25 protein-coding genes are annotated in these 26,545 nt (G+C 41.4%); 18 read left to right on the top strand and 7 right to left on the bottom strand.

Annotation, left to right across the window (positions count from 1 at the left end; genetic code table 11):
• Positions 1-6 precede the first annotated feature (6 nt).
• From PAT01_RS08705 to PAT01_RS08675, 7 genes are read left to right on the top strand one after another with little or no spacing between them, the layout of a single operon-like run.
• Positions 7-1,152, top strand: a complete 1,146-nt coding sequence (locus PAT01_RS08705) for a protein-glutamate methylesterase/protein-glutamine glutaminase (RefSeq protein WP_154945349.1) — start codon at positions 7-9, stop codon at positions 1,150-1,152.
• On the top strand, positions 1,145-1,909 hold the full coding sequence (locus PAT01_RS08700) for a flagellar motor protein (protein ID WP_154945348.1): 765 nt from the start codon (positions 1,145-1,147) through the stop codon (positions 1,907-1,909). The genes PAT01_RS08705 and PAT01_RS08700 overlap by 8 nt, the downstream gene beginning before the upstream one ends.
• Positions 1,910-1,914: 5 nt before the next feature.
• Positions 1,915-2,880: a flagellar motor protein MotB gene (locus PAT01_RS08695; protein WP_054983007.1), complete on the top strand. Its 966-nt coding sequence runs from the start codon at positions 1,915-1,917 to the stop codon at positions 2,878-2,880.
• A 12-nt stretch (positions 2,881-2,892) separates the two neighbouring features.
• Entirely contained in the window at positions 2,893-3,663 is a 771-nt protein-coding gene (locus PAT01_RS08690) for a ParA family protein (RefSeq protein WP_004588314.1), read from the top strand.
• A 3-nt stretch (positions 3,664-3,666) separates the two neighbouring features.
• Positions 3,667-4,449: a chemotaxis protein CheW gene (locus tag PAT01_RS08685; RefSeq protein WP_029773816.1), complete on the top strand. Its 783-nt coding sequence runs from the start codon at positions 3,667-3,669 to the stop codon at positions 4,447-4,449.
• 24 nt (positions 4,450-4,473) lie between these two features.
• Positions 4,474-4,971 (top strand): chemotaxis protein CheW, encoded by a 498-nt coding sequence (locus tag PAT01_RS08680; RefSeq protein WP_004588316.1) that lies wholly within the window; start codon positions 4,474-4,476, stop codon positions 4,969-4,971.
• A 17-nt stretch (positions 4,972-4,988) separates the two neighbouring features.
• On the top strand, positions 4,989-5,390 hold the full coding sequence (locus PAT01_RS08675; protein WP_004588317.1) for a DUF2802 domain-containing protein: 402 nt from the start codon (positions 4,989-4,991) through the stop codon (positions 5,388-5,390).
• A 79-nt stretch (positions 5,391-5,469) separates the two neighbouring features.
• Here the strand turns inward: PAT01_RS08675 and PAT01_RS08670 are convergent, their stop codons facing one another.
• The gene (locus PAT01_RS08670) at positions 5,470-5,790 is read right to left on the bottom strand and encodes an EscU/YscU/HrcU family type III secretion system export apparatus switch protein (protein ID WP_004588318.1); all 321 of its coding nucleotides are present in this window, start codon (positions 5,788-5,790) and stop codon (positions 5,470-5,472) included.
• A 1-nt stretch (position 5,791) separates the two neighbouring features.
• On the bottom strand, positions 5,792-8,104 hold the full coding sequence (gene fliK / locus PAT01_RS08665) for a flagellar hook-length control protein FliK (RefSeq protein WP_154945347.1): 2,313 nt from the start codon (positions 8,102-8,104) through the stop codon (positions 5,792-5,794).
• Positions 8,105-8,217: 113 nt separating this feature from the next.
• On the opposite strand from fliK, the gene ccmA reads away from it, so the two are divergent.
• Genes ccmA through PAT01_RS08615 form a run of 10 tightly spaced genes read left to right on the top strand, consistent with a single transcriptional unit; the run spans position 8,218 to position 15,933 of the window.
• On the top strand, positions 8,218-8,838 hold the full coding sequence (gene ccmA / locus PAT01_RS08660) for a cytochrome c biogenesis heme-transporting ATPase CcmA (protein WP_095206646.1): 621 nt from the start codon (positions 8,218-8,220) through the stop codon (positions 8,836-8,838).
• A complete protein-coding gene (gene ccmB / locus PAT01_RS08655) occupies positions 8,838-9,524 on the top strand; it encodes a heme exporter protein CcmB (RefSeq protein WP_004588321.1) in 687 nt (228 codons plus the stop codon). The genes ccmA and ccmB overlap by 1 nt, the downstream gene beginning before the upstream one ends.
• Before the next feature lies 1 nt (position 9,525).
• Entirely contained in the window at positions 9,526-10,263 is a 738-nt protein-coding gene (locus PAT01_RS08650) for a heme ABC transporter permease (protein ID WP_004588322.1), read from the top strand.
• Positions 10,264-10,266: 3 nt separating this feature from the next.
• A complete protein-coding gene (ccmD, locus tag PAT01_RS08645; RefSeq protein ID WP_154945346.1) occupies positions 10,267-10,470 on the top strand; it encodes a heme exporter protein CcmD in 204 nt (67 codons plus the stop codon).
• Positions 10,467-10,946, top strand: coding sequence for a cytochrome c maturation protein CcmE (gene ccmE, locus PAT01_RS08640; RefSeq protein ID WP_004588324.1), 480 nt, complete (start codon positions 10,467-10,469; stop codon positions 10,944-10,946). Before ccmD ends, ccmE begins: the two co-directional genes overlap by 4 nt.
• A gap of 1 nt (position 10,947) precedes the next feature.
• Positions 10,948-12,912, top strand: coding sequence for a heme lyase CcmF/NrfE family subunit (locus tag PAT01_RS08635; protein WP_154945345.1), 1,965 nt, complete (start codon positions 10,948-10,950; stop codon positions 12,910-12,912).
• Complete coding sequence (locus tag PAT01_RS08630) at positions 12,912-13,481, top strand: redoxin family protein (RefSeq protein ID WP_029773820.1); 570 nt, start codon at positions 12,912-12,914, stop codon at positions 13,479-13,481. The genes PAT01_RS08635 and PAT01_RS08630 overlap by 1 nt, the downstream gene beginning before the upstream one ends.
• On the top strand, positions 13,481-13,942 hold the full coding sequence (locus PAT01_RS08625) for a cytochrome c-type biogenesis protein (RefSeq protein WP_154945344.1): 462 nt from the start codon (positions 13,481-13,483) through the stop codon (positions 13,940-13,942). The genes PAT01_RS08630 and PAT01_RS08625 overlap by 1 nt, the downstream gene beginning before the upstream one ends.
• Positions 13,942-15,192, top strand: a complete 1,251-nt coding sequence (ccmI, locus tag PAT01_RS08620) for a c-type cytochrome biogenesis protein CcmI (protein WP_064386510.1) — start codon at positions 13,942-13,944, stop codon at positions 15,190-15,192. Before PAT01_RS08625 ends, ccmI begins: the two co-directional genes overlap by 1 nt.
• 9 nt (positions 15,193-15,201) lie before the next feature.
• The gene (locus PAT01_RS08615; protein WP_004588329.1) at positions 15,202-15,933 is read left to right on the top strand and encodes an MlaA family lipoprotein; all 732 of its coding nucleotides are present in this window, start codon (positions 15,202-15,204) and stop codon (positions 15,931-15,933) included.
• 81 nt (positions 15,934-16,014) lie between these two features.
• Here the strand turns inward: PAT01_RS08615 and PAT01_RS08610 are convergent, their stop codons facing one another.
• Positions 16,015-17,238, bottom strand: a complete 1,224-nt coding sequence (locus PAT01_RS08610; protein WP_154945343.1) for an EAL and HDOD domain-containing protein — start codon at positions 17,236-17,238, stop codon at positions 16,015-16,017.
• 334 nt (positions 17,239-17,572) lie between these two features.
• On the opposite strand from PAT01_RS08610, the gene putP reads away from it, so the two are divergent.
• Positions 17,573-19,051, top strand: a complete 1,479-nt coding sequence (putP, locus tag PAT01_RS08605; protein WP_054983014.1) for a sodium/proline symporter PutP — start codon at positions 17,573-17,575, stop codon at positions 19,049-19,051.
• 116 nt (positions 19,052-19,167) lie between these two features.
• Here putP and fahA read toward each other — a convergent pair whose 3' ends face one another.
• The 4 genes from fahA to PAT01_RS08585 form a co-directional block, all read right to left on the bottom strand.
• Complete coding sequence (gene fahA, locus PAT01_RS08600) at positions 19,168-20,481, bottom strand: fumarylacetoacetase (protein WP_154945342.1); 1,314 nt, start codon at positions 20,479-20,481, stop codon at positions 19,168-19,170.
• 130 nt (positions 20,482-20,611) lie between these two features.
• The gene (gene hppD / locus PAT01_RS08595) at positions 20,612-21,658 is read right to left on the bottom strand and encodes a 4-hydroxyphenylpyruvate dioxygenase (RefSeq protein WP_154945341.1); all 1,047 of its coding nucleotides are present in this window, start codon (positions 21,656-21,658) and stop codon (positions 20,612-20,614) included.
• 308 nt (positions 21,659-21,966) lie between these two features.
• Complete coding sequence (locus PAT01_RS08590; protein ID WP_154945340.1) at positions 21,967-24,714, bottom strand: metallophosphoesterase; 2,748 nt, start codon at positions 24,712-24,714, stop codon at positions 21,967-21,969.
• A gap of 145 nt (positions 24,715-24,859) precedes the next feature.
• Positions 24,860-26,353: a peptide MFS transporter gene (locus tag PAT01_RS08585; protein ID WP_138579263.1), complete on the bottom strand. Its 1,494-nt coding sequence runs from the start codon at positions 26,351-26,353 to the stop codon at positions 24,860-24,862.
• Between the last annotated feature and the right edge of the window lie 192 nt (positions 26,354-26,545).

Here is a 26,545-nt window from a genome sequence, read left to right as displayed (position 1 = left end):
AGCGCAATGGCCGTAAAAGTTTTAGTTGTTGACGATTCCAGTTTTTTTCGCCGTCGAGTAAGCGAAATTCTTGAACAAGACAGCGGTATTGAAGTAATAGGTTTTGCTGTTAACGGTAGAGAAGCCGTAGAAAAAACAGCGCAGTTACGTCCAGATATGATCACCATGGATGTAGAAATGCCTGTGCTTGATGGTATTAGCGCAGTAAAAGAAATTATGGCGAGTAACCCAACGCCAATACTTATGTTTTCTTCATTAACCCGCGACGGTGCAACCGCAACTTTAGATGCACTTGATGCCGGAGCTATGGACTTTTTACCGAAAAAGTTTGAAGACATTGCACGAAATAACGAAGATGCAATCAAGTTATTGCAAGCCAAAGTGAAGGAAATTGGTCGCAGGCGTGCACCGCGCCCTGTTAGGCCATTAACATCAAGTAAGACTACTGCTCCACCTGCAAGCAAACTTGCCACAACAAGCTCATCGCTTAAACAACCTGATAGAAGCTTTCAACGTGCTGCCCCAGTGCAGACAACAACTACACCCAGTATGCCCACGCGTGCCAGCGGTAAACACTATCAAATAGTGGCTATTGGCACTTCAACTGGCGGGCCAGTTGCTTTACAAACTATATTAACCCATTTACCTGCTCACTTTGCTCACCCTATTTTGTTAATTCAGCACATGCCGGCAGCATTTACGCCAGCGTTTGCGGCACGTTTAAATAGCCTTTGCAAAATACGCGTTAAAGAAGCGCAACAAGGTGACAGGCTAGAAGCCGGCACAGCCTACTTAGCACCTGGTGGACAGCAAATGATGGTAGAGGGGCGAAGTGGTAACAAAACGCTGCGTGTATTTGAAGATAATAGTGAACGTATAAGCTACAAACCAAGCGTTGATGTGACTTTTGCAAGTGTTGCCAAAAGTTACCAAGGAGATGTACTTGCTATTGTTTTAACCGGCATGGGCGCTGATGGACGTGATGGCGCGCGAATACTTAAGCAATCTGGCGCAACCATTTGGGCGCAAGATGAAAAAAGCTGTGTGGTATACGGTATGCCTCAAGCTATTGCCAACGCTGGGCTTGCCTCTGAGCATTTAGCGTTAAACGACGTAGCAGCAAGAATAAAAAGAGAGACTGGTTGTGGATAAGCTCTCTGTTTTAGGGTTAATCATTGCGCTGTGCGCTATAGCGATTGGTTACTCTTTAGAGGGTGGCGTTGTCACGGCGTTATTTAATGGCCCTGCACTTATTATTGTACTTGGCGGCACCTTAGGGGCTGTTATGTTGCAAACGGCGACAAGCACCTTTAAAAAAACGCTAAGCATGAGCCATTGGGTATTTTTTTCACCCCAGTACAATATTGAGCAAGCCATAGAGCAAATTAAAACGTGGTCGCATAAAGCTCGCCAGGAAGGGTACTTAGCGCTTGAAAAAGAGGCACTTAGTCACCCAGATCCTTATGCAGCAAAAGGGCTTAGTTTACTCGTAGATGGGTGTTCGGAGCAAAAGTTACGCGACACCTTAGAAATAGATTTAATGCTTGAACGAGACCGCTTACTTGAAGCAAGTAAAGTGTACGAAGCCATGGGCGGATATAGCCCAACTATAGGTATTTTAGGGGCTGTACTTGGCCTTATTCAAGCAATGTCATTTATTACCGACCCTCAAAAGCTAGGTGCAGGGGTCGCCACCGCATTTATTGCAACAATATATGGGGTGGGTTTAGCTAACTTATTATTTTTACCTATGGCCAATAAGCTTAAGCAGCGAGTAGATCAAAAAATGCTTTACCATGAAATGATGGCCGAAGGGGTGATTGCTATAAGCCTTGGCGAAAGTCCTATAAACATAGAATTAAAGCTTGAAGCTTATCGCACAGAGCGCCCTAATGTCGTGGTAGAGTAACTTTTATGTTACGCAGGCGCTTACGTCAATCAGCTGAAAAAAATCAACATACAGAACGTTGGTTAGTCTCTTATGCTGATTACATGACCATTATGTTTGCCTTTTTTGTGGTTATGTATGCCATTGCCATAAATAAAGAAGAAAGTTTTCAAATCCTCTCAGACTCCCTAGAACAGGTTTTTGACAAATCAGCAAGGCAGCAATCGCAACAAGGTGAGGGCGTTACTGGTGAAGGGCTACTTACTGACCGTGTTACCCCAGAGCAAGAGTTATTGTACGGTGAGAGCATTCAAAAACAGGAGTCTGGCCCAGAGCTGCTAGATGGACATAGTGATACCAGCAATATAAAACAAAAACATTTAGGTAAACCACTCGATAGTTTGTTAACTAAATTACATTCAGCACTTATTGATGAAATTCGTGATGGAGAAGCCAGTTTAGAGCTCAACCAAGATTGGCTTATTATTGAGCTAAGTTCAGGAATGCTGTTCTCAAGTGGTAGCTCTGTGGCCCACGCGCGAGCAAAACAAGTCGTAAAAATTGTAAAAGATATTATTGCCCCAGTAGATAACTACATAAGGGTAAGAGGTTACACAGATAACGAAAGTATTCGCAATGAAATGTTTCGCTCTAACTGGGAGTTGTCAGTTGCACGGGCGACCTCTATTTTAGTTGAATTAGAAACGTTAGGAATTAACCCAGCTAGAATGGCAATCGAAGGGTATGGGCAATACTCACCTTTTGCTGATAACGACACCGCAGCGGGTCGAGCAGAGAATCGTAAAGTTGTTATTGCGCTTTCTAAGTATGGCTTAGTACAACAAACCACCGAAAATGAAGCTGAGCCTGATGAGCAAGTGCAACAAGCTGCGCCTGAGCCAGAGGTAGAACTTCCCTCTGACGATAACTCTATTAAAATAATTCGTTTACCTCATGGTGGCATCAGAATCACCACGCGCAATGAACAGTAATTAGGACTTAATGTGAAGATTTGGACAGTAGCAAATCAAAAGGGCGGTGTAGGTAAAACCACAACGGCTGTCAGTCTTGCTGGTATTTTGGCCTTGCAAGGTAAACGCGTATTACTCATTGATACCGACCCTCACGCCTCACTAACGTACTATTTTGGTATTGATTCTGAAGATTTAGAAGTCAGTGTGTACGATATTTTTGCTCGCGGCACCTCAATGCAAAGTGAAGAAATACTTCAAGCATTGTGCCCCTCTACGATGGAAAACCTAGATATATTGCCCGCGACGATGGCTATAGCAACCCTCGATAGAAGTATGGGTAATAAAACGGGGATGGGCTTAATTTTAAAAAAAACACTTGCAAAAATTAGTGAACATTACGATTATGCGCTGCTTGATTGCCCGCCCGTTTTAGGTGTTTTAATGGTGAACGCATTAGCCGCCAGCGAACGTATTTTAGTGCCTGTGCAAACTGAGTTTTTGGCGCTCAAAGGGCTTGATAGAATGATGCGCACTATGGAATTAATGCAAAGCTCTCAAGCGAAACAGTACCAATATACTATAATCCCTACTATGTATGATAAGCGCACAAAAGCGTCGCTTGAAGCCTACAAAACGTTACAAAATACATATAAAGATAAAGTATGGCCAGGGGTGATCCCCGTTGATACAAAGTTTAGAGATGCAAGCCTTGCACAAAAGGTGCCCATAGAGTTTTGCCCACGTTCACGTGGGGTTTACGCTTATAAAGCGTTATTAGATTATTTAATTGGACAAGGTTAATGAATGAGTAAGCAATTATTTGCTAATGAAAAAGTAATGACTCAATACTTAGGGGCGCTATTATGCGAAGACGAACCTGAGGAAAACCTTGAGCCTGTAGCAAAGCTACTTGAGCAAGTACCTAGTGCCTTACAAAACGACGAAGTACTTTTAAAGCCTAAAGCGCAATTAAAAGTAACCGAGCAGCTTTATTCTGAGCAAGTAAAAGAGAGTAATAGCGAGGCTGATGCCACTATTTCGCCACCAGCACCTATTGAGCCTGAGCCAGTAGAGACACCTGAGGTGCAAACCCAGTTAAGTACAGAACCTGCTCCTTTATTACATAGCCAAGAAGATTACTTTGAAGGTGAATTTCAGGCTCTGTTTTTTGAAGTGGCTGGTTTAACATTGGCTGTTCCTTTGAAAGCGCTTGGAGGAATTCATCAATTAGGTGAAGTAAATCATTTATTTGGTAAGCCAAAGTGGTTTAAAGGCGTTATGCTTAATAGAGATGAAAAGCTAAACGTAGTTGATACTGCCCGTTGGGTAATGCCTGAAAAGTACGATGAAAAGTTAGAGGCCTCTCTTAATTATCAGTATTTAATAACCCTAGGCGATAGCAACTGGGGTTTATTGGCCGAAAAGTTAATAAATAACATTACATTGAGTAAAGAAGATGTAAAATGGCGAAAAAACAGTGGCAAACGCCCTTGGCTTGCCGGTGTTATTAAAGAAAAAATGTGTGCTTTAATAGATGTAGATAATTTAAATGCACTATTAGAAAAAGGCTTAGATAGCCGTCAGTAGTAACGACCATTACGGGGTAACAGCATGAGCGAAGATAGACTATTATCAGCGAATAAAAACGCAGATAACAACGATGAAATTTTACAGTGGGTAACGTTTAAGCTTGAAGAAGAAACGTATGGCGTAAACGTAATGCAGGTGCAAGAAATTTTACGTTATACCGAAATTGCCCCAGTACCTGGAGCACCTTCATACGTTATTGGCATTATAAATTTACGTGGTAACGTAGTCACTGTTATTGATACTCGTGCTCGCTTTGGTTTGCCTGCTGCGGATGCAACTGATAACTCTCGCATTTTAATTATTGAAGCAGAAGAGCAAGTAATTGGTATTTTAGCTGATAGTGTTTCTGAAGTTGTGTATTTACGCAGCTCTGAAATAGACAGCGCGCCAAATGTTGGTACCGAAGAAAGCGCTAAGTTTATCCAAGGTGTATGTAACCGCGATAACGAATTACTTATTTTAGTCGATTTAAATAAATTACTTAGCGATGACGAATGGGATGAGTTAAGCGATATTTAAGCTTTACCACTAAAATTATGTTGTTACTCAGTATCGCAATAGCAGCGCTAGGGATAGGTTTAATATCGCTGGCGCTAATTGTTGCATTAAAAAATAAACAGTCGGCGGAGCTTAATGCGGTATCACAGCAATTAAAAGATACCTCAGAGCAAACACATATATTACGCAGTGAAGTGTCTGAGCTCAGAACAGGGCTTTTAAGTATTGGTAAGCGCGTACTTGAAGTTGAGCAACAAAATCAAGAGTTGATGCAACAACAAGCTGCCCAAAAATATGATGACCCAGACGCAAAAATATATTCTCGTGCTGTTAAAATGGTTGAGCTTGGCGCAGATTTAGATGAGGTGATACGCGAGTGCGAGCTTCCTAGGGCTGAGGCTGAACTATTATTTTCGTTACATAAACAAAAAGACGCCTAGCGTCTTTTTTGCTTTTAACTACACAATACCAATGTGCAGTAATACTTAATAAAGGGGGAGATATAATTTATCCACCTAGTTATGCCTTTACATTTAGCTTACCTTGAAAGTCTTGCCAGCCAGGTGGGAACTGCCCACGAAGCACGTACGAAAAAGCAATCAATTCAGCAATAACATAATAAAGCTCTTTAGGTATTTCCTCTCCCAATTCTAAGTGTGAGAGTGTTTTAGCAAGTGCTTCATCTTGGTGGATCATAATGCCTTTTTGTTTCGCTGCTGCGATTATTTCATCGGCCAACTCGCCAAACCCTTTTACACTTACCGCGGGGGTGCTTCCTGCTTCATACAACAGGCCAATCGCGGATTTATTATTTGCTGCTAAATTAGAGGTGTCAGTCATGTTAAACCTTAATATTTATAATGGCATGCGATTGATAAAACGCTTGATGACTAGCATCTGCGCGTTTTAAGTTTAGCTCGCCTACTTGCAAGCCATGCTGAGCTAATTTAGCCCTTAGGCTATCTAAATGAGGGTGTGCAATTGCACTTACTTCTTGGCTAGAGGCAAGCAGCTGGCAATCGAGCGCTTTGTCCATAAGCTCAGCCACTATTTGTAGTTGCCCTTGCTGTGCATAATCAAAATTTAATCTAACAAACCACACGTTTTTTTCGGTTTTATCTACACTGGCTTTTTTATATTGCCCTAAGGTTATCTCTGTTTGTCCCGCTTCAGGCGGAAGTTTCATCGGAAATAAAAACTGTGCTAGCGGGTTTGTGTCGCTTTGTTGGTTTGGCGCAGTTACTTGTACTTGGCTAAGGGTATTTTTAACTTGTAGCAGCTCTGGGGCAAGCTCTTGTATTTGTGTTTGTTGAAGTTGCTCTAATAGTTTATCCGCGCCATTACCTACTTTAAAAGTAGGTAAAAGCACATTAAGTAGGGCATCCACGCCTGTGTGGTTATTAAACGTTAGCGAAGTACTTGGTTGGCTTATTATTGGCGCCGCTAAAATAGTAACCGCAAGTTGCTCAAGCCCTTTTGTAAAGCTACTTTGTAGTGTGTCGTTTGGCGTAGTAAGCGGCTGTAAGGTACTTAAAAGCTCTCGCTGTATGGTGGCTGGGTGCACATTAGTACTGGAGACCATTCTATTAAAAGCTTGATTTACTAAACGCGTTAGATCAGGTGTATTTTGTGTAGCTTTACTTGCTATGTCAGTAATTTGGCTACTCAACAATGTCTTAGGGTTGGAAGCACTATTTGGGCGCTCACTCTCTGTTGGCAAATTTAAAAGCGAGGTTAAAAGTTTAGCTTCTGTTGGTTGTAACTGCTGACTTACAGCTGTGTTAAAAAGCGAGTGAGACAAACTGGGTTGATTGGGAGTATTTACCTGTGAAGTTGTGGCATGTAGTGTTTTTAAACTCAGCGGCACAGAAGCGTTGCCTTGCGTACTTACATTTGTTGGTTGGGCGCTCACTGCTTGGGGCTGAGCTGTATTGTTTGCTGATTGCCATAACGACACACTCGCTTTTAATTGCTGGGTTATTTGCACTAAAGGAGGAAGCTGCGCAAAGTGTTTAGCTAAAGGGCTGTTAGGGGTAAAAGAATGATTAGCCACTTCTGCGGTTATATTTAACTTGCTTAAATTAGGGTTTGTTAGCGTGTTTATTTGTGTCGGCGTTTTATTTACATCAAGCTTAGCTTGTTGAGCCTGCAAAGGTGACGTTTTACTCGCAAAGGGTTTGTTTTCAAAGTATTTAACGGCATCGTTAATTCGCGTTTTTAAATCACTAAAGCTGCTTTGTAACCATGACTTTATAGGGCTTTGTGCATTTAACTGCGGGCTTGTTTTATCAGCGGGGGGTCTGGCTGCATTTTGCTGCTGTGATAAAACCAAGTCGGTAAAGGGTTTACTAAATGAGTTATTAAGTGCGACCTGCATTTTAGGTAAGTTAGTTTTAATGAGCAGCTTATCTGCTTGATTGGTAATATTTACTGCCACGGGCTTGCTAGGCAATTCACTAAGCTGTTTATTGGTTATCGGGGTTGTGAACGAGCCGCTATGCTGAGGGTGCGAAATAATAGCTAAATTAGGCGTTGCTTGTAGTTGCGCGCTGGGCAGTAAGTTAGTTAATAGCTGCGAAATTTTATGTTGGCTGAGAGTTTGAGTATGAACGGTGTCAGCAAAGCGGTTAATAACATTTATTTGTGCGCCTTTATTGGTTGTATTAATAAGTACCTGTAATGGCTGCTCGGTATTTAACAGCTGTGCGGTTTCTTTGTTAATTGCAATACTGGCATTAAGGCTAGGTATCAAAAGCTGCGGTGACGGCGAAAGCTGTACATTGACTGGCAAAGGTTTACTTTGTATTTCACTACCGGTACTAACATAATTTAAAAAACGCTGCAGTTGTGATGCGTTGCTAAGTGTAATATTGGTATTGTTGGGAGTAATACTTAGCTGCTTTCCATCAGCGCTGAGCTGTATGTTAGCACTTGCTATTTTGTCTGTATTTTGTGGGGCATGCGTTATGCCTAAGCGCAGTGTTTGCCAGTGTTTATCAATCAAAACATCGAGTGTAATTGAGCCTTTTGAAAACTGAATATTTTTAGCCGCAAGTACCTGCTCGGGTAATTGTACTAATTCGTGCGAAGTGCTCGGGGCGCTTTGGTTATTAACCAATGAATTAGATAATGTGATTTGCGTTGGATTATTCATTATTTTAAATCAAGTTTTCGCTAATTTTCGTGAATCGGTTTTAAAGCAATATTCGTATTACCCTATCATTATGGTAGACTAACGCCTAATTTTTGGCATAGAGAAACGTCATCTTGTTACACATTAAGTCCGTCACCTGCATCAAGCAAGAACGTTGTTTGTTTGCGGATCTTAATTTTAGCCTAAATAGCGGTCAAATCATGCAATTAGCGGGTCCTAACGGGGCTGGCAAAACATCATTATTGCGTATTGTCGCAGGCTTTAGTGTGCCTGATGAAGGCGCTATTTTTTATAACCAGCAAGCTATTGCCAAGCATTATGAAGAGTACGCCACAGACCTGCTATTTATAGGCCATAAAACCGGTGTCAATGTGCAGCTCAGCGCACTGGAAAACGTACGCCATTGGTTGCACATTAACGGCTATACAAATGAGCCCGACTTATATCCAATTTTAGCTAAGCTTGGCTTAGTGGGCCTTGAAGATGTGCCGGTAAGAATGCTCTCTGCAGGGCAGCAGCGTCGTGTCGCTTTAGTGCGATTATGGTTAAGCGATGCAAAACTATGGGTGCTTGATGAACCCTTTACTGCACTTGATAAAAATGGCGTTGCATTTTTACAACAACGTTTTTCTGAGCATTTAAAAAGTGGTGGCGCTATTTTACTAACAACCCATCAAGATTTAACAACACAGTTTGAAAACCTACAAACGGTGACCTTGGAGTATCGTTACTGATGACTCGTCAACATTCATATTGGCTGCTGTTTAGTGCGGTATTTAGTAAAGATGTAAAGCTTGCGTTTCGTCAGCGTGCTGAAATTATCAATCCTATCTTGTTTTTTCTCATTGTTATTTCTTTATTTCCGTTAGCAATTGGCCCAGAGCCCGGTCTATTAAACAGAATGGCGCCAGGTATTATTTGGGTAGCAGCTTTGCTCTCTACCATGCTTGGACTCGATAAATTATTCAGAGACGACTATAACGATGGCTCGTTAGAGCAGTTAATTGCTTCATCGTACCCGCTATCACTCACCGTGTTGGCTAAAGTCGCAGCGCATTGGGTTGTTACCGGTTTACCATTAGTATTAATGACACCGTTATTTGCTTTATTGCTTAATTTAGAGAGCTCTGCGCTGTTAGCGACCGTATTAACATTATTATTAGGCACGCCATTATTAAGCTTTATTGGTGCAATTGGGGCTGGCCTTACTGTGGGATTACAAAAAGGCGGCATTTTAATGAGCCTATTAGTGTTGCCTTTGTATATTCCTGTTTTAATTTTTGCAACGTCAGCCATTGATACCAGTACTATGTCGCTGGATTATAGCGGGCAGCTTGCCATTCTTGGGGCCATGTTAGTAGTTGCTATTATGTGCGCACCCATCGCCATATCGTCAGCATTAAAAGTGAGTGTAAGTTAATATGTGGAAGTGGTTACATCCCTACGCAAAAGCAGAGCGCGCATATCAATTATGTAATACGTTACTGCCTTATTTTGCCGTTGTTACGGTTATAAGTATGCTTGTTGGTTGGATTTGGGGCTTAGGTTTTGCACCAGCTGATTATCAACAAAAAGACAGCTACCGTATTATTTTCATTCATGTTCCATCGGCTATTTTGTCTATGGGCGCATACTCTTCTATGGCTATAGCAGCTATTGTCGCTTTAGTGTGGCAATTACGTAACGCTGAACTTGCTGTGATTGCTATTGCCCCGGTGGGAGCATGTGTTACAGCTATTGCCTTAATTACCGGCGCTGCATGGGGTAAACCTATGTGGGGTGCTTGGTGGGTATGGGATGCACGTTTAACCTCTGAACTTATTTTATTGTTTTTATATTTAGGCGTGCTGTCGCTTTACCATGCCTTTGAAGATAAAAAATCAGCAGGGCGCGCAGCGTCTATTTTAGCCATTGTAGGGGTAATTAATTTACCTGTTATTCACTACTCCGTAGAGTGGTGGAACACTCTGCACCAAGGCGCAACAATCACAAAGCTTGATACAAAAGCCATTGACCCAAGTATGTTTTGGCCGCTTATGGTAAATATTTTAGCATTTGCAGCGTTTGTGGGCACTGTAACGTTAATTCGCCTTAAAAATGAAATATTACAACGTGAAAAGCATCGACCTTGGGTTCGAGCCTTGTTAAGTAAGGGGTAAATTATGCAGCTTGACTCTTTTTCTGATTTTATTGCAATGGGAGGCTACGGGTTTTACGTGTGGCTTTCATTTGGTACATGCGCCTTAATTTTGTTGGGCATTTTATTTAGCTCTTTACGTGATACAAAACGTATTATGGCCTCAGTAGAGCAGCAAGTTGCGCGTGAAGCGCGAATTAAAAAAGCGAAGCAGGAACAAATCTCATGAACCCAAGACGTAAAAAACGCCTATTGGTAATTATTGCAGTACTGTTTGGTATTGGTGCCTCTGTAGGCCTAGTGCTTTATGCACTTCAAGAAAACATAAACTTATTTTATACACCAAGCGAGCTAATAGACGGCAAAGGCCCAGATAAAGAAAAACCGCAAATAGGGCAAAAGTTGCGTATTGGCGGTATGGTTGTGCCGGGTTCTGTCATTCGTAATGAACAAAGTTTACAAGTCAGCTTTAAATTGATTGATACCGGGCCATTGGTAACAATTAAATACCAAGGCATTTTGCCTGACTTATTTCGCGAAGGCCAAGGTATTGTAGCGCAAGGTGTGCTTGTAGAACCAAACGTGATTGAAGCTTTTGAAGTACTGGCTAAGCATGATGAAGAATACATGCCAGCAGAAGTTGCAGAAGCCGTAAAAGGAATTAAACACGAAAAACCAAAATACAACCTAGATAGCGGTAGCTAATATGATCCCAGAACTTGGTTATTTTTCTTTAACGCTTGCCATGGTGCTAAGCGTTTTACTGTGTATTTTTCCGCTATGGGGCGCGCATACCGGTAATCTTCGTTTAATGCGTGCGGCCCCGTCTTTAGCCGTTGGGCAGTTTGCTTTTGTACTTCTCTCGTTTGCTGCGCTTATCTATGCCAGCTTAACAGATGACTTTACGGTATCTTATGTGGCGTATCATTCAAGTAGTACGTTGCCTTGGTATTATAAAATTACCTCTACGTGGGGTGGGCACGAAGGCGCTATTTTACTGTGGCTTGTAATGCAAGCAGGGTGGACCGCCGTGGTTGCTATACGTTCTAAATCGCTACCTTGGGTGTTGCGTGCACGTGTTTTAGGTGTGCTTGGCTTTTTAGGTGTCGGTTTTATGATGTACACACTACTGCTTTCAAGCCCATTTGAACGCTTACTGCCGTATTTCCCTGTTGAAGGGCGTGATTTAAATCCGCTACTACAAGACCCCGGTATGATCATTCATCCGCCATTACTGTATATGGGATATGTAGGGTTATCGGTTGCGTTTTCATTTGCTATTGCAGCACTTTTAACAGGTAAACTTGATAACACCTGGGCTAAATGGTCTCGCCCATGGACGATGACTGCTTGGGGCTTTTTAAGTTTAGGAATAACCATAGGCAGCTGGTGGGCTTACTCTGAGCTTGGCTGGGGTGGCTGGTGGTTTTGGGATCCGGTAGAAAACGCATCGCTTATGCCCTGGCTAGTCGCTACGGCTTTATTGCACTCTTTGAGCGTGACAGAAAAGCGCGGTGTATTTAAATCGTGGACTGTGCTGCTTGCCATCGCTGCATTCTCCCTAAGCTTATTAGGCACATTTATTGTTCGCTCAGGCATTATTGTATCGGTGCATGCATTTGCCACTGACCCCGATAGAGGTTTATTCATTCTAGCCTTTTTAGGCATTGTTGTTGGCGGCGGTTTATCGTTGTATGCGCTTCGCGTATCACAAGTTAAAAGCGAAGGCCGTTACAAGTTTGTATCACGCGAAGTGGCCTTATGGCTTAACAACATCTTTTTAGTGGTAGCCACATTAATTGTTCTTTTAGGTACTTTGTTACCTATGGTGCATAAAGAAATGGGCCTAGGCAGTATTTCTATTGGCGAACCGTTCTTTAATAAAATGTTTGCCATTTTATTAGTACCATTTGCCATATTAATGGGAATAGGGCCTTTTCTTCGTTGGAAACAAAACAAGTGGGCTGTACTACAAAATAAAGTATTAATAGGTGTGTTAATAAGTGTTGTTATTACCTGTGCGTGGTTGTTCTCAAGCTACGATGTCGTAAAACCACTTACATTATTAGCAACCACATTAGGTGTATGGGTTGCTGTATCTACTGCCATAGATTTATACGCCAAGGCGTCGGTTCACGGGACGCTAAAAGAAGGCATTAAACGTTTAGGCATTAGCTACTGGGCTATGGTGCTAGGTCACGTTGGTTTAGCATTTGTTATTGCTGGCGTAACACTTACTTCGGCGTACTCGGTGGAGCGTGATGTTTCTATGAAGCAAGGCGATATTGTCACGCTTAACCAATACGAATACCGATTTGATGGCGTTAAATCAATACGCGGCCCTAACTACAGTGGGCATGCTGGTGTAGTGTCGGTATTCAATAACGATAAACTAGTGACTGAGTTACATGCAGAAAAACGCAAATACGATATTGGTATGCAATTTATGACCGAAGCGGCAATTGATGCCGGCTTTACTCGCGACCTATATTTAGCGCTCGGTGAGCAATTAAGTAAAGGGGCATGGTCACTGCGTATTTATCACAAACCGTTCGTGCGTTGGATGTGGATAGGCGGTGTACTTATATCGCTTGCAGGGTTTATGATTTTATTTGATAAACGCTACCGTACATCAGCAAGTACACGCAAAAAAGCGTTGGAGAATGCGTAATGAACCGTAAAATTTTAGCTTTAGCACCGTTATTAATATTCATATTTTTATGTGTATTTTTGTATCAAGGTTTGTTTGCCAACCCGCGTGAAATTCAAACCGGACGACTAGGCCAAACGATGCCTGCGTTTAACCTGCCTGATTTAATGCAAGATGATAAGCGCTGGACAGATGAAAGCCTAAAAGGCGAAGTTTATTTACTTAATGTATGGGGGACTTGGTGCCCTACATGTTTAGTTGAACTTGGGTATTTAACTAAGCTGCGCGAGCAAGGCGTAAAAATTATTGGCTTGTACTATGTACAAGGCTATGATGCCGATTTTGATGGCCCATTTGATATGCAGGCTTTGCGCACAGATGTGAGCGATATGCTCAGCCGTGCTGGCGACCCATACCAATTTAATATTTTAGACTTGCACCGTACCTTATCACTTGATTTAGGTGTATCGGGTGCCCCTGAAACATTTTTAGTGGATAAAACGGGTAAAATTTTATTACACCATACAGGGGATCTAAACCCGCGCGTATGGCGTGCTAAATTTGCCCCTGTTATGCAGGAGCTAAATTAATGCGAGTGTTTTTATTAACCCTGAGCTTTTTTATAAGTATGGCAGTGTATGCCGAGCAAGATCGCTACCAGTTTGACAATAACCAACAAGCTGTGCGCTTTGAAGAGTTAACCAAAGAGCTCAGGTGCCCTAAATGTCAAAACCAAAATATTGCAGACTCAGATGCCATTGTTGCAAAAGATTTACGCGACAAGGTACTCGCGCTGGTAAAAGAAGGTAAAACAAAAGACGAAGTAATCGATTACATGATAGACAGATACGGTTATTTTGTTCATTACGATCCGCCTGTAACACCAGCCACATTAGTACTTTGGGTTTTACCTGTACTTATTGTTATTTTGGGTTTTGGTTTTATTGTAATTCGCCAGCGTAAGGCGTCAGTTAAGCAAATCTGGAACAGCGATGATGAAGCAAAACTTGCTAAGTTAATTGCAGAAAATAAACGTCAGGAGCAAAATTAATGATTTTAATGTGGGCGTGTTTTACTTTACTCACACTAATTGCACTGGCTTTTATTATGTTGCCTTTTTTAAAAAAAGAGCGCGTGCAAACCATTACTCACAATGCTAATGCAGAATTGATCAGCATTTACGAGCAGCGTTTAGTTGAGCTGCAAAACGACTTAGACAATCAACGTATTGATGCACAAAGCCACAGTGAATCGGTTATTGAGCTAAAACGTCGTTTATTGAACGAGCTATCGCCAGAAAAATCGCTTAATAGCAAAGGTAATAACCGTATTTTTGCTTTAACAGGCGCAGCATTTTTATTAGCCCTCACCGGTGTTTTTTACACCTTTACAGGGAGCCAGCAGCAAATAGCAGCGTGGTATGATGCAATGGATAACCTTGCAGATTATGGCGAGCGTGCGGTAATGCAAAAAGGTGAGCCTCTTACTCAAAACGAGCTGCAAGCGTTTGCTTTAGCGCTGCGCACTAAGCTTAGTGAATCAGGCGATGACGAAGTTGCGTGGATGCTGCTTGGACGTGTAGCTATGTCGTTAAACGAATTTGATATGGCGCAGCAATCGTTTGATAAAGCCCTTCGAATGAACCCAGACAACATGCAAGTACTCATTAGCTACAGCCAAGTTTTACTGCTTGAAGGCAGTGAAGAGAACATGACGCGTGCAGCGGGTATGCTATCTAAAGTGCTAAAGGTTGAACCAACAAACCTTGATGCTATTTCTTTATTAGCGCTTATTGCCTATGAGCGCAAGGACTGGCCGCAAGCCAAAGCGGCGTTTGAAGTATTACTGGCAAGCATGGATAAAAGCGATACGCGCTACTCAATGATAGCGCAGCGTATTTCCGATATAGAGCAACAAATGCAAAATGAGGGCTCTGTAATGCCGGTCTCTGCTAATAGTGCTATTAGTGTTACTGTGAGCTTAGCGAATGAGCTTTTCGATAAGCAGCCACAGCAGGGGACTTTATTTATTTTTGCCAAGGCTGCTCAAGGCTCTCCTATGCCATTAGCGGTTGTTAAACTAAATGAATACAGCTTTCCGCTAACGGTGCAACTCACTGATGCTAATGCAATGGTTGATGGGTTAAACTTATCAAGTGCTAAAGATATTGTGATCACAGCGCGGATCTCAATCGATGAGTCAGTTATGCCAAGTAGTGGTGAGTTAGAGGGTCACTCTGAGACACTACAACGTGAAAACGTAAGTGACTACCAACTTCAAATTGATACATTAATACCTTAAGGACATTAGATGTTAAAGCATAGTTTTACTTTTTTATGTTTATTGGTGCTAGCCGGATGTGCACAAGTACCAGAAAACAAAGTTGATGAGCGCGATCCGCTACAAAGCATTAACCGTCCATTGTACGACTTTAATATGGATATTCTTGATGCTTATATTTTACGCCCTGTGGCTGTAGGGTATGTAGAAGTGACCCCTGTGCCTGTACGCAATGGGATTGTTAACTTTACCGATAATATTAGTGCGCCTGTTGATATGATAAACGCAGGGCTACAAGGTAAAGCGGGCAACGCAGGCGTGAGTTTAGCGCGTTTTTTAGTTAACTCTACGGTAGGTGTATTTGGTATTTTTGATGTTGCAAGTTCACTTGGACTTGAGCTGGTAGATGAAGACTTTGGCCAAACATTGGGCGTGTGGGGCGTTGGCGATGGCGCATATATTATGCTGCCAGCAATGGGGCCGACTACAGCACGTAACTTAACAGGCGATGTAGTTGATAACTTTGTGTTACCAGAAATCGCTCTGACTACGCCTCAAACTATTTTAGTTTTTGCGCTTAAAGCGGTTGAAGCTCGTGCTTCACTTATCCCGCAAGAAGGCCTACTTAATGACTCTCTTGACCCGTATCTGTTTGTTAAAGACATATACTTTCAGCGTCAGCTTTATGAGCTATACGACGGCAATCCTCCAATCAAAGAAGAGCCTGAAGACTTTGATGAAGACTTCTTAGAAAGCCTATAAATAACAGCTATAAAAAATGCCAGCAATTGCTGGCATTTTTTATGCGTATTTTGAGCTTAAATAAATAAGCCCTAATGTTTATTATTCTTTAATCATCAGCTGCATTTGCTCATTAACCCACGTTAAGGCGTCATGGTATGCATTGGCAACTTCTTCGCCTAAATTTAATTGTTTAGCAATCTCGTTGGCGGCTTCCCAATCTGCGTGCTCATAAAACTTAACCAAGTTTAGATACTGAGCAAGCAGGCCTTCGTCATTCAATAGCGCAGCTTTTATCTCTGCAGACAGCGGGAGCTTTTGCATAACGCTTTCCATGGTTTCATCTAAAATAGCGTCCATAAGCGACATCATGCCAGTTAAAAAGGCCATACCGGTATCTTTAAACTGCCCGTGTGAAATAGCAAGTAGTTCACCAAATCGTGCACGTGTTAGCGAAAGCCTAATTAGCTCAACAGGTTTATCGGCAGAAACTTGCGCTGCAAATAACAAAGATAACAGCTTTTTAATTTCGTTAGCGCCAAGGACGATGAGTGCTTGTTTGATTGTGTTTATTTCGGCTCTGCGCGCAAACGCAGCTGAGTTTGAATAACGCAATAACTTGTAAGATAGATTTACGTCACGTTCAAACACATCGGTTATCTTTTTAAGATCCATTTCAACAGATGAGGTTTCGTAAAGCAGCTCTGCTAATGCCATTTCTGATGGCGGCAGTGCTTTACTTTGTACCATTTCAGGCTTTGAAAAAAAGAACCCCTGAAAATATTCAAACCCAAGCTCAAGAGCTAAATTATAAGCTTCATAGGTTTCTACTTTTTCAGCTAAAAGCTTGATGTGTGGATAGGCTTTAATATCGTTAATTATGGTTTTTATTGCACTTTCATCAGTGGTTAAAAAGTCTATTTTTATAATATCGATAAATGGGTAAAAATGGCGCCATACTGGTTGGTGAATGTAATCATCAAGCGCTAGGGTGTAGCCTTTTTCTTTTAAATCTTTAACAATAGCCAGTAAGCGCTTACCTGGTTGCACTGTTTCAAGGATTTCTACAACGACCGTCTCTTTCCCTAACATAGTAGGGTAACCTTTAAGTAAGGTTTCTAGGGTAAAGTTAATATAGGCGGGTTTGTTGCCAGTTAAATCTTCTAAGCCAAAATTAAACTGACTCCCTTCGATTAGCTTCGTTGTTGCTTCGTCACCGTCTATGTCTGGAAATACATTATCAACGCCATCACGAAATAATAACTCGTATCCAACAAGCTCCTTTTCGCGGTCTAAAATAGGTTGGCGTGCAGCATAAAAATACATAAATAGTTCCGTACAAAATAATAATTATTAGCAATGGCTATAATATATGGCAAAACGTTCGAAATAGCATTAGGTAATTATTATTGATTTAATGAATTGTTATTAAATATTAGCTATATATGTAAATAAATTTACCGTATATCGGGTGTTTGAGGGTTAAATAGTCAATACGGCTGTTTTTTGTTCACTTCAGTGTAACAAGTTGGAGTTATCACCTTTAAGCATGGTATAGTCAAGACGGATGGTTTTTACCCCAATAGTGTCTTTATTATAATATTTTAAGAGTCATTATTAGGATTAAAAGCCTGTTTTATACAACTTTGTGGAGGCGAATTTGGAAACAGGAATGATTATTTCACTGGTATTGTATTTTATAGTCATGCTTGGCATTGGACTTTATGCATACAAACAGTCTACAAGTGATGTTTCGGGTTATATGCTAGGTGGACGTAGCTTATCTCCAAGTGTTGCAGCATTATCTGCTGGCGCATCGGATATGAGTGGTTGGATTTTAATGGGCTTACCTGGCGCTATGTTCGTTACTGGCTTTAGTAGCACATGGATAGCAATAGGCTTGGTTATTGGTGCGTGGTTAAACTACTTTTTAGTTGCGCCTCGTTTGCGTGTTTACACTGAAAAAGCAAACGACTCAATCACAATCCCAGACTACTTCTCTAATCGTTTTAATGATAAATCAAACCTTTTACGTGTAGTTTCTGCGGTAGTAATTATTGTGTTCTTTACGCTTTATACATCATCAGGTGTTGTAGCAGGCGGTAAATTGTTTGAAAGCTCGTTTGGCTTAAGTTACGAAATGGGTTTATACATCACCACTGGTGTTGTTGTTTTATATACCTTATTTGGTGGCTTCTTAGCCGTTAGCTTAACTGACTTTGTGCAAGGCTGTATTATGTTTATTGCCTTGATACTGGTACCGACCGTTGCTTACTCTTTATTAGATCAACCGCTAGAGTCAACACTTCATAGCGTTAACCCCGATATGCTTAATTGGATAGGTGCAGGCTCTGCATTAGGGATTATTTCGGCAATGGCATGGGGCTTAGGCTACTTTGGTCAACCTCATATTATTGTACGTTTTATGTCGGTGCGTAGCGTAAAAGATATGCCAACGGCTCGCCGTATTGGTATGACATGGATGATAGTTGCAGCCATTGGTGCTGTGGGTACTGGTTTATTTGGTGCCGCGTACACTTACGAAAACAACATTGTTGTTGAAGACCCAGAAACCATTTTCTTAATTCTTTCTGAGTTATTATTCCACCCATTAATTGCTGGTTTCTTATTGGCGGCTATTTTAGCTGCAATCATGAGTACAATTTCTTCGCAGTTACTTGTTAGCTCAAGTTCGTTAACTGAAGATTTTTACAAAACGTTTTTACGCAAAGAAGCAAGCGACACAGAGCTTGTTACTGTAGGACGTATTAGTGTAGCAGCAGTTGCTCTATGTGCTATTTACTTAGCGTACGATAGAGATAGCTCAATATTAAGCTTAGTAAGTAATGCATGGGCAGGTTTTGGTGCGGCATTTGGCCCACTGGTTTTATTTAGCCTGTACTGGAAACGCATGAACTTTGAAGGCGCACTAGCAGGTATGGTTGTAGGTGCTGGTACGGTTCTGTTTTGGATTTACTCACCATTTATGATTGATGGGCAAAGCTTAAGCAGTTACATGTACGAAATTGTACCAGGCTTTATTTTAGCAAGTATTGCAATTGTCGTTGTAAGCTTAGCGACGAAAGAGCCAGCGCAAAATATTACTGCGCTATTTGATGAGGTTGAAAAAGACCTTTAATAAACCCGTACTTTAGATACGAAAAAGCCACCTAGTTTAACTAGGTGGCTTTTTTATTTGCTATGTGTTGTCCTCAAATGTGTTTGCTTATTTAGGACATATCAATAACCAATAAGTTATTTAGCAGGTAATACTGTGCTTTCTACACTACCAAAGCCAATACGGGCATAGCCTGGCTTTTCGCACCAGCCGCGCATAATTACGTTATCGCCATCTTCTAAAAAGCTGCGCTGCTCACCATTACTCAGGGTTATTTTTTCTTTACCACCACGAGAAAGCTCTAATAAAGAACCCGCTTCTTCATGTGTAGGGCCTGACTGCGTGCCAGAGCCGAGCATATCACCTGGCATAAAGTTACAGCCATTTACAGTGTGATGGGTCACCATTTGCGCCACAGTCCAATATGAATGTTTAAAGCTTGAGGCTGAGACCTGCGTAGGTTGGTGGTTTTCATCACGCATTTTTTGAGTCTGAATTTTAACATCCATTTGAATATCAAATGCTCCTTGCTCGCGGTTAGCGGCAGATTCTAGGTACGGCATTGGTTGTGGATCGTTTTCATCACGTGTCCAGCTAGTTCTAAAAGGTGCAAGTGCTTCAGTGGTGACAATCCAAGGCGATACGGTTGATGCAAAGTTTTTAGCTAAAAACGGGCCTAATGGTTGGTATTCCCATGCTTGTAAATCTCGTGCTGACCAATCGTTAAATACACAAAAACCAAATACATGGTTTTCAGCGTTTTCAATGGCGATAGCATCACCCAGCGCATTGCCTTTGCCTAAGTAAATACCAAGCTCTAACTCGTAATCTAGGCGTTTACATGGGCCAAATGATGGGGTATCTGCATCGGGCGCTTTAGTTTGCCCTTTAGGGCGGTGAAATGTTTGCCCCGATACATCAATAGATGAAGAGCGGCCATGATAGCCAATCGGCACCCATTTATAGTTTGGTAAAAGCGGGTTGTCTGGTCTAAACAAGCTACCAACGGCTGTTGCATGGTAAATTGAGGTATAAAAGTCGGTGTAATCACCAATACGACACGGCAGTGAAAACTCTATATCAGCTTGAGCAATAAGGGTACTTTGCATTTCTTTTTGTTGCTGTGCGCCTTCACGCAATGCTTTTGAAAGCGCTAAGCGCAGTGCTGACCAGTATTGCTCCCCTAAACCCATAAATGTATTTAGTGTTGATTCGCTTGCTGCATCCAGGGCTGTTTTAGCATCACCGGTAAAAATGTTTAAGTGGCTCAATTTTGCTAAATCAATAACCTGATCGCCAATAGCAACCCCGCCTCTAAATTTTTCATTTGTGTTTTTAGTACGAAATTCTGCAAAAGGTAAATTTTGAATCGGGAAGTCACAGCCTTTAATATTGGCCGACTCTACCCAGCTAGTTAAATTAATGTCGTGGGTTTCGTTAATTTGGCTCATTACTTATCCTTTAGGTTTGATGTTGGGTGCATGCATTTATTTAAGCATACTTGTATGTTGCACCCTACTTTTTAAATATTAAAACGACAAAAAGCAGCGAAGATCGCTGCTTTTAATTTACTCAAAAAAGTTATAAAACGCCGCGGCGCTCTTGGTCTCGCTCAATTGACTCAAACAATGCTTGGAAATTACCTTCACCAAAACCACCATCATCTACACGTTGGATCATTTCTATAAAAATAGGTCCAAATAGGTTTTTAGAGAAAATTTGTAATAGGTAGCAGTTTTCACTTTGGCTATCGACTAATATTTGATGCTCGCGAATTTTTTCTTTATCTTCTGCAACCCACGGTACACGGTCAAAAATAGTGTCGTAATACTCAGGAATAATGTCTAAAGTAGCAATGGTCGATTTATCAAGCTTATCAAGCGAGCTAACTAAATCGTCAGTTAAAAACGCGAGATGTTGTACACCAGGGCCATTATATTCGCCTAAATACTCGTCAATTTGGTTGTTGTTATTGCCTTTACCTTCATTAATAGGAATTGAGAAGGTGCCACAGGGTGATTTTAATGCATACGATAGCAGCGCTGTTTTTTGACCTTTAATATCGAAATAGCGTACTTCTGTAAAACCAAACACGTCTTTGTAAAAGTTTGCCCATGTTTCCATAGTGCCTTTGTAAACGTTATTAGTTAAGTGATCTATACGTATAAAGCCTTTATCTTCAACTACATTAGGTGATGATAAATCTTCAAAGTCAGACTTATAAATAGACCCTTTATCACCAAATTGCTCAATAAAGTAAATCAGGCTATCGCCAATACCGTAAATGGCGGGGTAAGGTAAGTCTTTATGGGTTGAGTCGGTTGCGGGTTTTGCACCACGTGCTACAGCTGTTTCAAATGCATGCTGTGCATCCTCAACACGCCAACCCATAGAGCAAATTGCTGGGCCATGACTTTTTGCAAATTCAGCAGAAAAACCACCGCGTTCGTTATTTAGTAAAAAGTGAATGTCGTTTTGGTTGTAATAGACAATATCCTTGCCTTTAAATTTTTTTAATTTTGAAAAACCAAAATCAGTAAACACTTTATCCATGTAGTCTGCATCAGGTGTTGCGTATTCAGTAAACTCAATACCAACTAAACCTAGTGGATTATTTGCTTCACTCATTTTTATTACTCCTGCAATAAATATTGCTACTGCGATTATGTGTTGTTGTCGTGTTGAGCTAGATAATCAACTAGATTTTAAGTTTGGGGAAGAGGGGGAGCAGATTTAGCATTTGAGCAAACTGTAAATTTAATAAGACGTTTACTTAGTCAATAGGTTTATACCTTACGCTTTAGGGTAAACGAGCATGTATTAGCTTGATTATTTTAGTTTATTAAAGTTTAAGGTGTTGATATAAATAAATAAAAAAGAAGTTTTATAAAAATAAAACCTCTTTTAAAAATGTAGCTACGTAATGTTTTTTGTATTTAATTGTTTACACTTTGTGTGCGATTGTTAAAAAACGTGTTGCGCTGCTCGAGCCAAAGGTTAGGTTTTACGGTTGGAGCTGCTTGGTAATGGCGCTCAATAGCTTGGTTTAATACCCGTGTTGTAGGGGTAAATGTCAGCTTTGATTGTGCACTGCCTATGCTTTTAATTTCATCTCGAGTCAGGGCGCGCCCAGCATATAAAAGGGCGTTTAAATAACCGGGCACTGTTTCAAAGTTGTTATCTGTAAAGAGTAAAACAGATGACGTTAATGCCCAGGTGTTATTTATTTCACCGTCTTCTTTAACACCAGCAAGCTCGCCGTCTATGTACACTTCAAATACCCCATTACTGGGGGCGGTATAAAATACAAATGCAACTCGGTGCCAGTTTTCAGGCTCTGTTTGTCCAAAGTAACCACTATCACTGGTTGATTTACCATAACCGCCGGTTGGGTCGATAAACATATCGGCATCATCAGTGAGGTAATCTTGTGTGTTTGCTTGCATGATAGCGCGATAAATATCTTTGCCTTCTTTTGGCCAATATAAGTCCATTACTAAGGTGTAATCAGAAACCATTCCTTCACTTGCATAATCACCATTGGCAGGTGTATTTAAGGTTATTAATAACCCCTCGGTAGGGGCGTGGCGTGAAAACGCCATTACACCTGAGCTGCCATCAGCAAAATCAGCAATACCAAGTGCTTGAGTTGTATTATATTGCGTTTCTTCAGGGCCCCAGTTTGTTTGTTCTGGGTCAAAATAGCTCAATACTGAAGGGCCATAATCTGCTGCCAAAGGGCTATTTGCATCATCAAAATTCCACACTGTGACATTGCTTTGCTCATTACATGAAAAGAGTTGATTATCGGTATCTAGGTATAAGCACTGGCTTGTTCTAAAACGCGCATATTGATCAAGTAACCACCATGCTTCGTCAATGGCTTCAACGTTTGAAAAGGTAACACCGCTAAAAAATAGCTCAGGATTAAGTGCTGCGCCTTTAAACAACGCAACCTGATAAGTGCTCGCAGCTTGTATATCATCTGGTTTGAGTAAAAACCAATCTGGCTGACTGGCAAACATGGTGCTTAAATCGCTACCTGTAACCGTTACGCTATATAACGAATTAAAGCCCGGAGTGTTAGAGGGCTGGCGCTCAACATAGTAGGCTTTATGAAAGTCTTCTTGCGTTAAGGTCCCTGGTGTCCACCTCGTTTGTACTAATTCTGGGTTAAACAGGGCCGCCGTTATATCACTTGCATGGGCTGCAGCTAAAGCCGTTATTTCTGCAAGTTCTAAACTACTTGGGTAGTTTTCAGAAATAGCAATTTCTGTATTTGCATCAGGCGCATAGCGGCCCATAATTTCATCAATTGCCAGTTTAGTTGGTTCATCACGTTCGCTGATGCTGTCAGTTTCAATGGTGCTGTAATCTATTGTTGGCGATGTTTTATCTTGCAAGTTAAACGTAAGAGTAACATCGGTGATGCCTTTGGCGTAAAAATCTGGCTGAATAACCACAGCGCCGTTCTCGAGCGTATTATAACTTTCACCGCCATGAGTATGACCGCCTAACACTAAATCAATACCGCTTACATCGGTTGCCATATCAATATCTAAGCCTTCACCTAAATGGCTTAGCATTACCATGTAGTCAACATCGCCTTGGTATTGGTTTACTATACTTTGTGCTATTTGTTGCCACTGCCAGCTCATTTTAAATTGTTTGATAAAATCAGGTATAGGCTCATCATCTATCGGTTCGTCTAGCTCGTTCCAAGGTACTGAGGTCATACCAAATACACCTAAGGTCACACAGCCTACTTGTACTTTAGCAAAGCCTACAGCGGCAAAATCTTGTAATTGTTCGCCTTCATAGCGTGTATTACTGGCAAGTACTATGGCGTTATCATCTTGCGAGTAGCTTAATAATTTTTCTGGCCCCCATGCATAGTCGTGATTTCCTACCACACGTAAATCAAACTGCATGGCCTTAATGGCTTCTTCTGTAGCGCTACCTTGTGATAGTTGCTCAGCAACAGTGCCTTTTTCGTAGTCATCCCCCCCGTTGGTAAAAAGGGTATGCGGCGTTTGTGCAAGTGCTTGATTGTAGTAGGCCTTTATGCGGCTAAAGTATTGCTCCTCATAACCGAATCGCGCGTGTAGGTCGGCAACATGAACAAATCTAACCGATTGCTCTGTGGCTGTGGCGTCACACGTTGGGCCTATAGTTGCAAAGGCCTCATTGCGCTGCATCATAATAGCGAAGGTTCCTAGTGTTGTTACTTGCGCACTTACAAAACCATCTGCAACAAAAGAGTTCTCAATAACTGCCCAGCTATCGCCAGATTGTCTAGCAATAAATAGCTGGCCTCCTAACTGGTAATCATCAGGTATTTTTATGCTGATAGTAATTGGATCACTAAAAGAAAGCGTACTTGGGGTGAGTAGGTGTATATCTGAGATAATATTTAGTAGTGCATTTGCATCATCTAATACTGTTTTTTCGTGTGTAAGCTCAGTGTTTTGAGAGACGGCATTGGCAGGTACAGTCAGTAAAAAGCTTCCTTCGTCGAGGCTGATATCTAAACCGGTAGTTGTAGATACGGTTAACTCGCTAGGCTCAGGCTCAACGGGATCATTAGGGTTAGTTGTAACTTGATCGTCTGAACCACCACAGGCAGATAATAAAACAATGCTTAAGGTTAAAAATAGGGTGTGAGATAAAGTTAACAAGCGCATGTACTGCGTCCCTGAGACTAGTTAAAAATTAATCAGCAGATGATACCAGTTTACAGCGAGGTGATATAGAAATTTGAGAAAATTTCCCCCATAGCGGCTATGGGGGAAATTATAATTAGTATTACGCGTAATTAAACGTGCAATATTATGCAGCTTTTTCTTCTAGGCCTTGTTTTTCCCATACTTTCGCTTTAAAGCTCATAAGCACTAAAACAATACCTACGCCAATGCTAAATAAGGCAATTTGTAAGTATAAGTTAGGGATTTCTTCAACGTTATTTGGATCAAAGTTACCAGCCAGTAAGCCAGCAATAATGTTACCAATTGAATAAGTTAATACAAATACACCCATCATTTGGCCTGTGTAACGACGCGGCGAAAGTTTACTTACCGCACTTAATGCTACAGGGCTTAAACAAAGCTCACCCACTGTATGTAAAAAGTAGGTTGTTACTAGCCAGTATGGCGCTACTTTTAAGCCTTCAGCTGCGTAGTGAGCGGCCATAAACATAACTAAAAAGCCAGAAGCCATAATAATTAAGCCCATTGCACATTTTACGCTGTAAGTAGGCGATACCATCTTTTTAGATAAGTTAATCCAAAGCGCGGCAAAAAATGGCGATAAAGCAATAATAAATAGTGAGTTTAAAGATTGGAACCACGTAGTCGGAATTTCAAAAGTGCCAATAAGGCGATCTGTGTAATCACGGGCAAATAGGTTAAGTGATGAACCCGCTTGCTCAAAGCCAGACCAAAAACACGCAGAGGCAACACACACTAAAAATAGTGCCCACATTCTTTGTTTTTCGCCCGCTGTTAATTTACCTGTAAAGTAAATAACCCCGAAATAAATAAAGAATATAATAGTAAACACAACAGCTGTGTAGCCTGCTACAACAGTTGGGTTAATAATAATTGCGCCCGTCATTGCTGCAGCGGTCACACCAGCGGCAATAACAACAAAAGCAGCAATACCAAACCATGCACGAGATGTACCTTTAGCGCTTAATGGGTTAGCCGGTAATGCACTGTGCTCTGGTAGGTTGTTAAGCGTGCGCTTATATTGAATTAAGCCAATAGCCATACCCACAGCAGCTGCACCAAATGCCCAGTGCCAACCTACGTTTTCCATAAAGTAACCACATACGTAGTAACCAATTAAAGAACCTAAGTTAATACCCATGTAGTATATAGCGTAACCGCCATCACGGCGCTCATCAGCATCGCTGTATAACTGGCCTACCATTGCGCTGATATTTGGTTTTAGCAAACCAGTACCTGTAGCAACAAAGATCAAACCAATAAAAAATGAATACTCATGAGGCACGGCCAAAATAATATGGCCACACATGATGATGATACCGCCGTACCATACGGCCTTTTGACCACCGAATAATCTATCCGCTAGCCAACCACCCGGTAAGCCTAAGAAATAAACGGCACCTGTGTATAAACCGTAAATTGCAGCAGCTGATGCAACCGTAAAGGCAAGGCCTTCTTCTTGTAGGCTTGCTGTCATAAACAATACGAGCATCGCTCGCATGCCGTAGTAACTCATTCGTTCCCACATCTCAGTGAAGAACAATGTCGAAAGTCCTTTAGGGTGGCCAAACCAACCACTATCTGGAGCTGAACTCATATTTACTTCCTAACTTTAAGAATTGTTGTAATGGCCTTATAATTTTTTGCTTTAGCTGTTTTGTGCCATGGGGCACTAAAACGCTCGACCATCTGTATATTATTTGTAGCTAAGATAATGATTTGCTAAATGGTAGTAACACCACAAGGTAAGAGACACACCCTTATCCTAGTTACAATTGCGCTCAAGTAT

Origin of the sequence: Pseudoalteromonas atlantica (assembly GCA_007988745.1) — a bacterium.
GTDB classification, from domain to species: domain Bacteria; phylum Pseudomonadota; class Gammaproteobacteria; order Enterobacterales; family Alteromonadaceae; genus Pseudoalteromonas; species Pseudoalteromonas atlantica.
The sequence above is the reverse complement of the archived record's forward strand: the minus strand, read 5'-3'. Positions and strand labels throughout refer to the sequence as shown.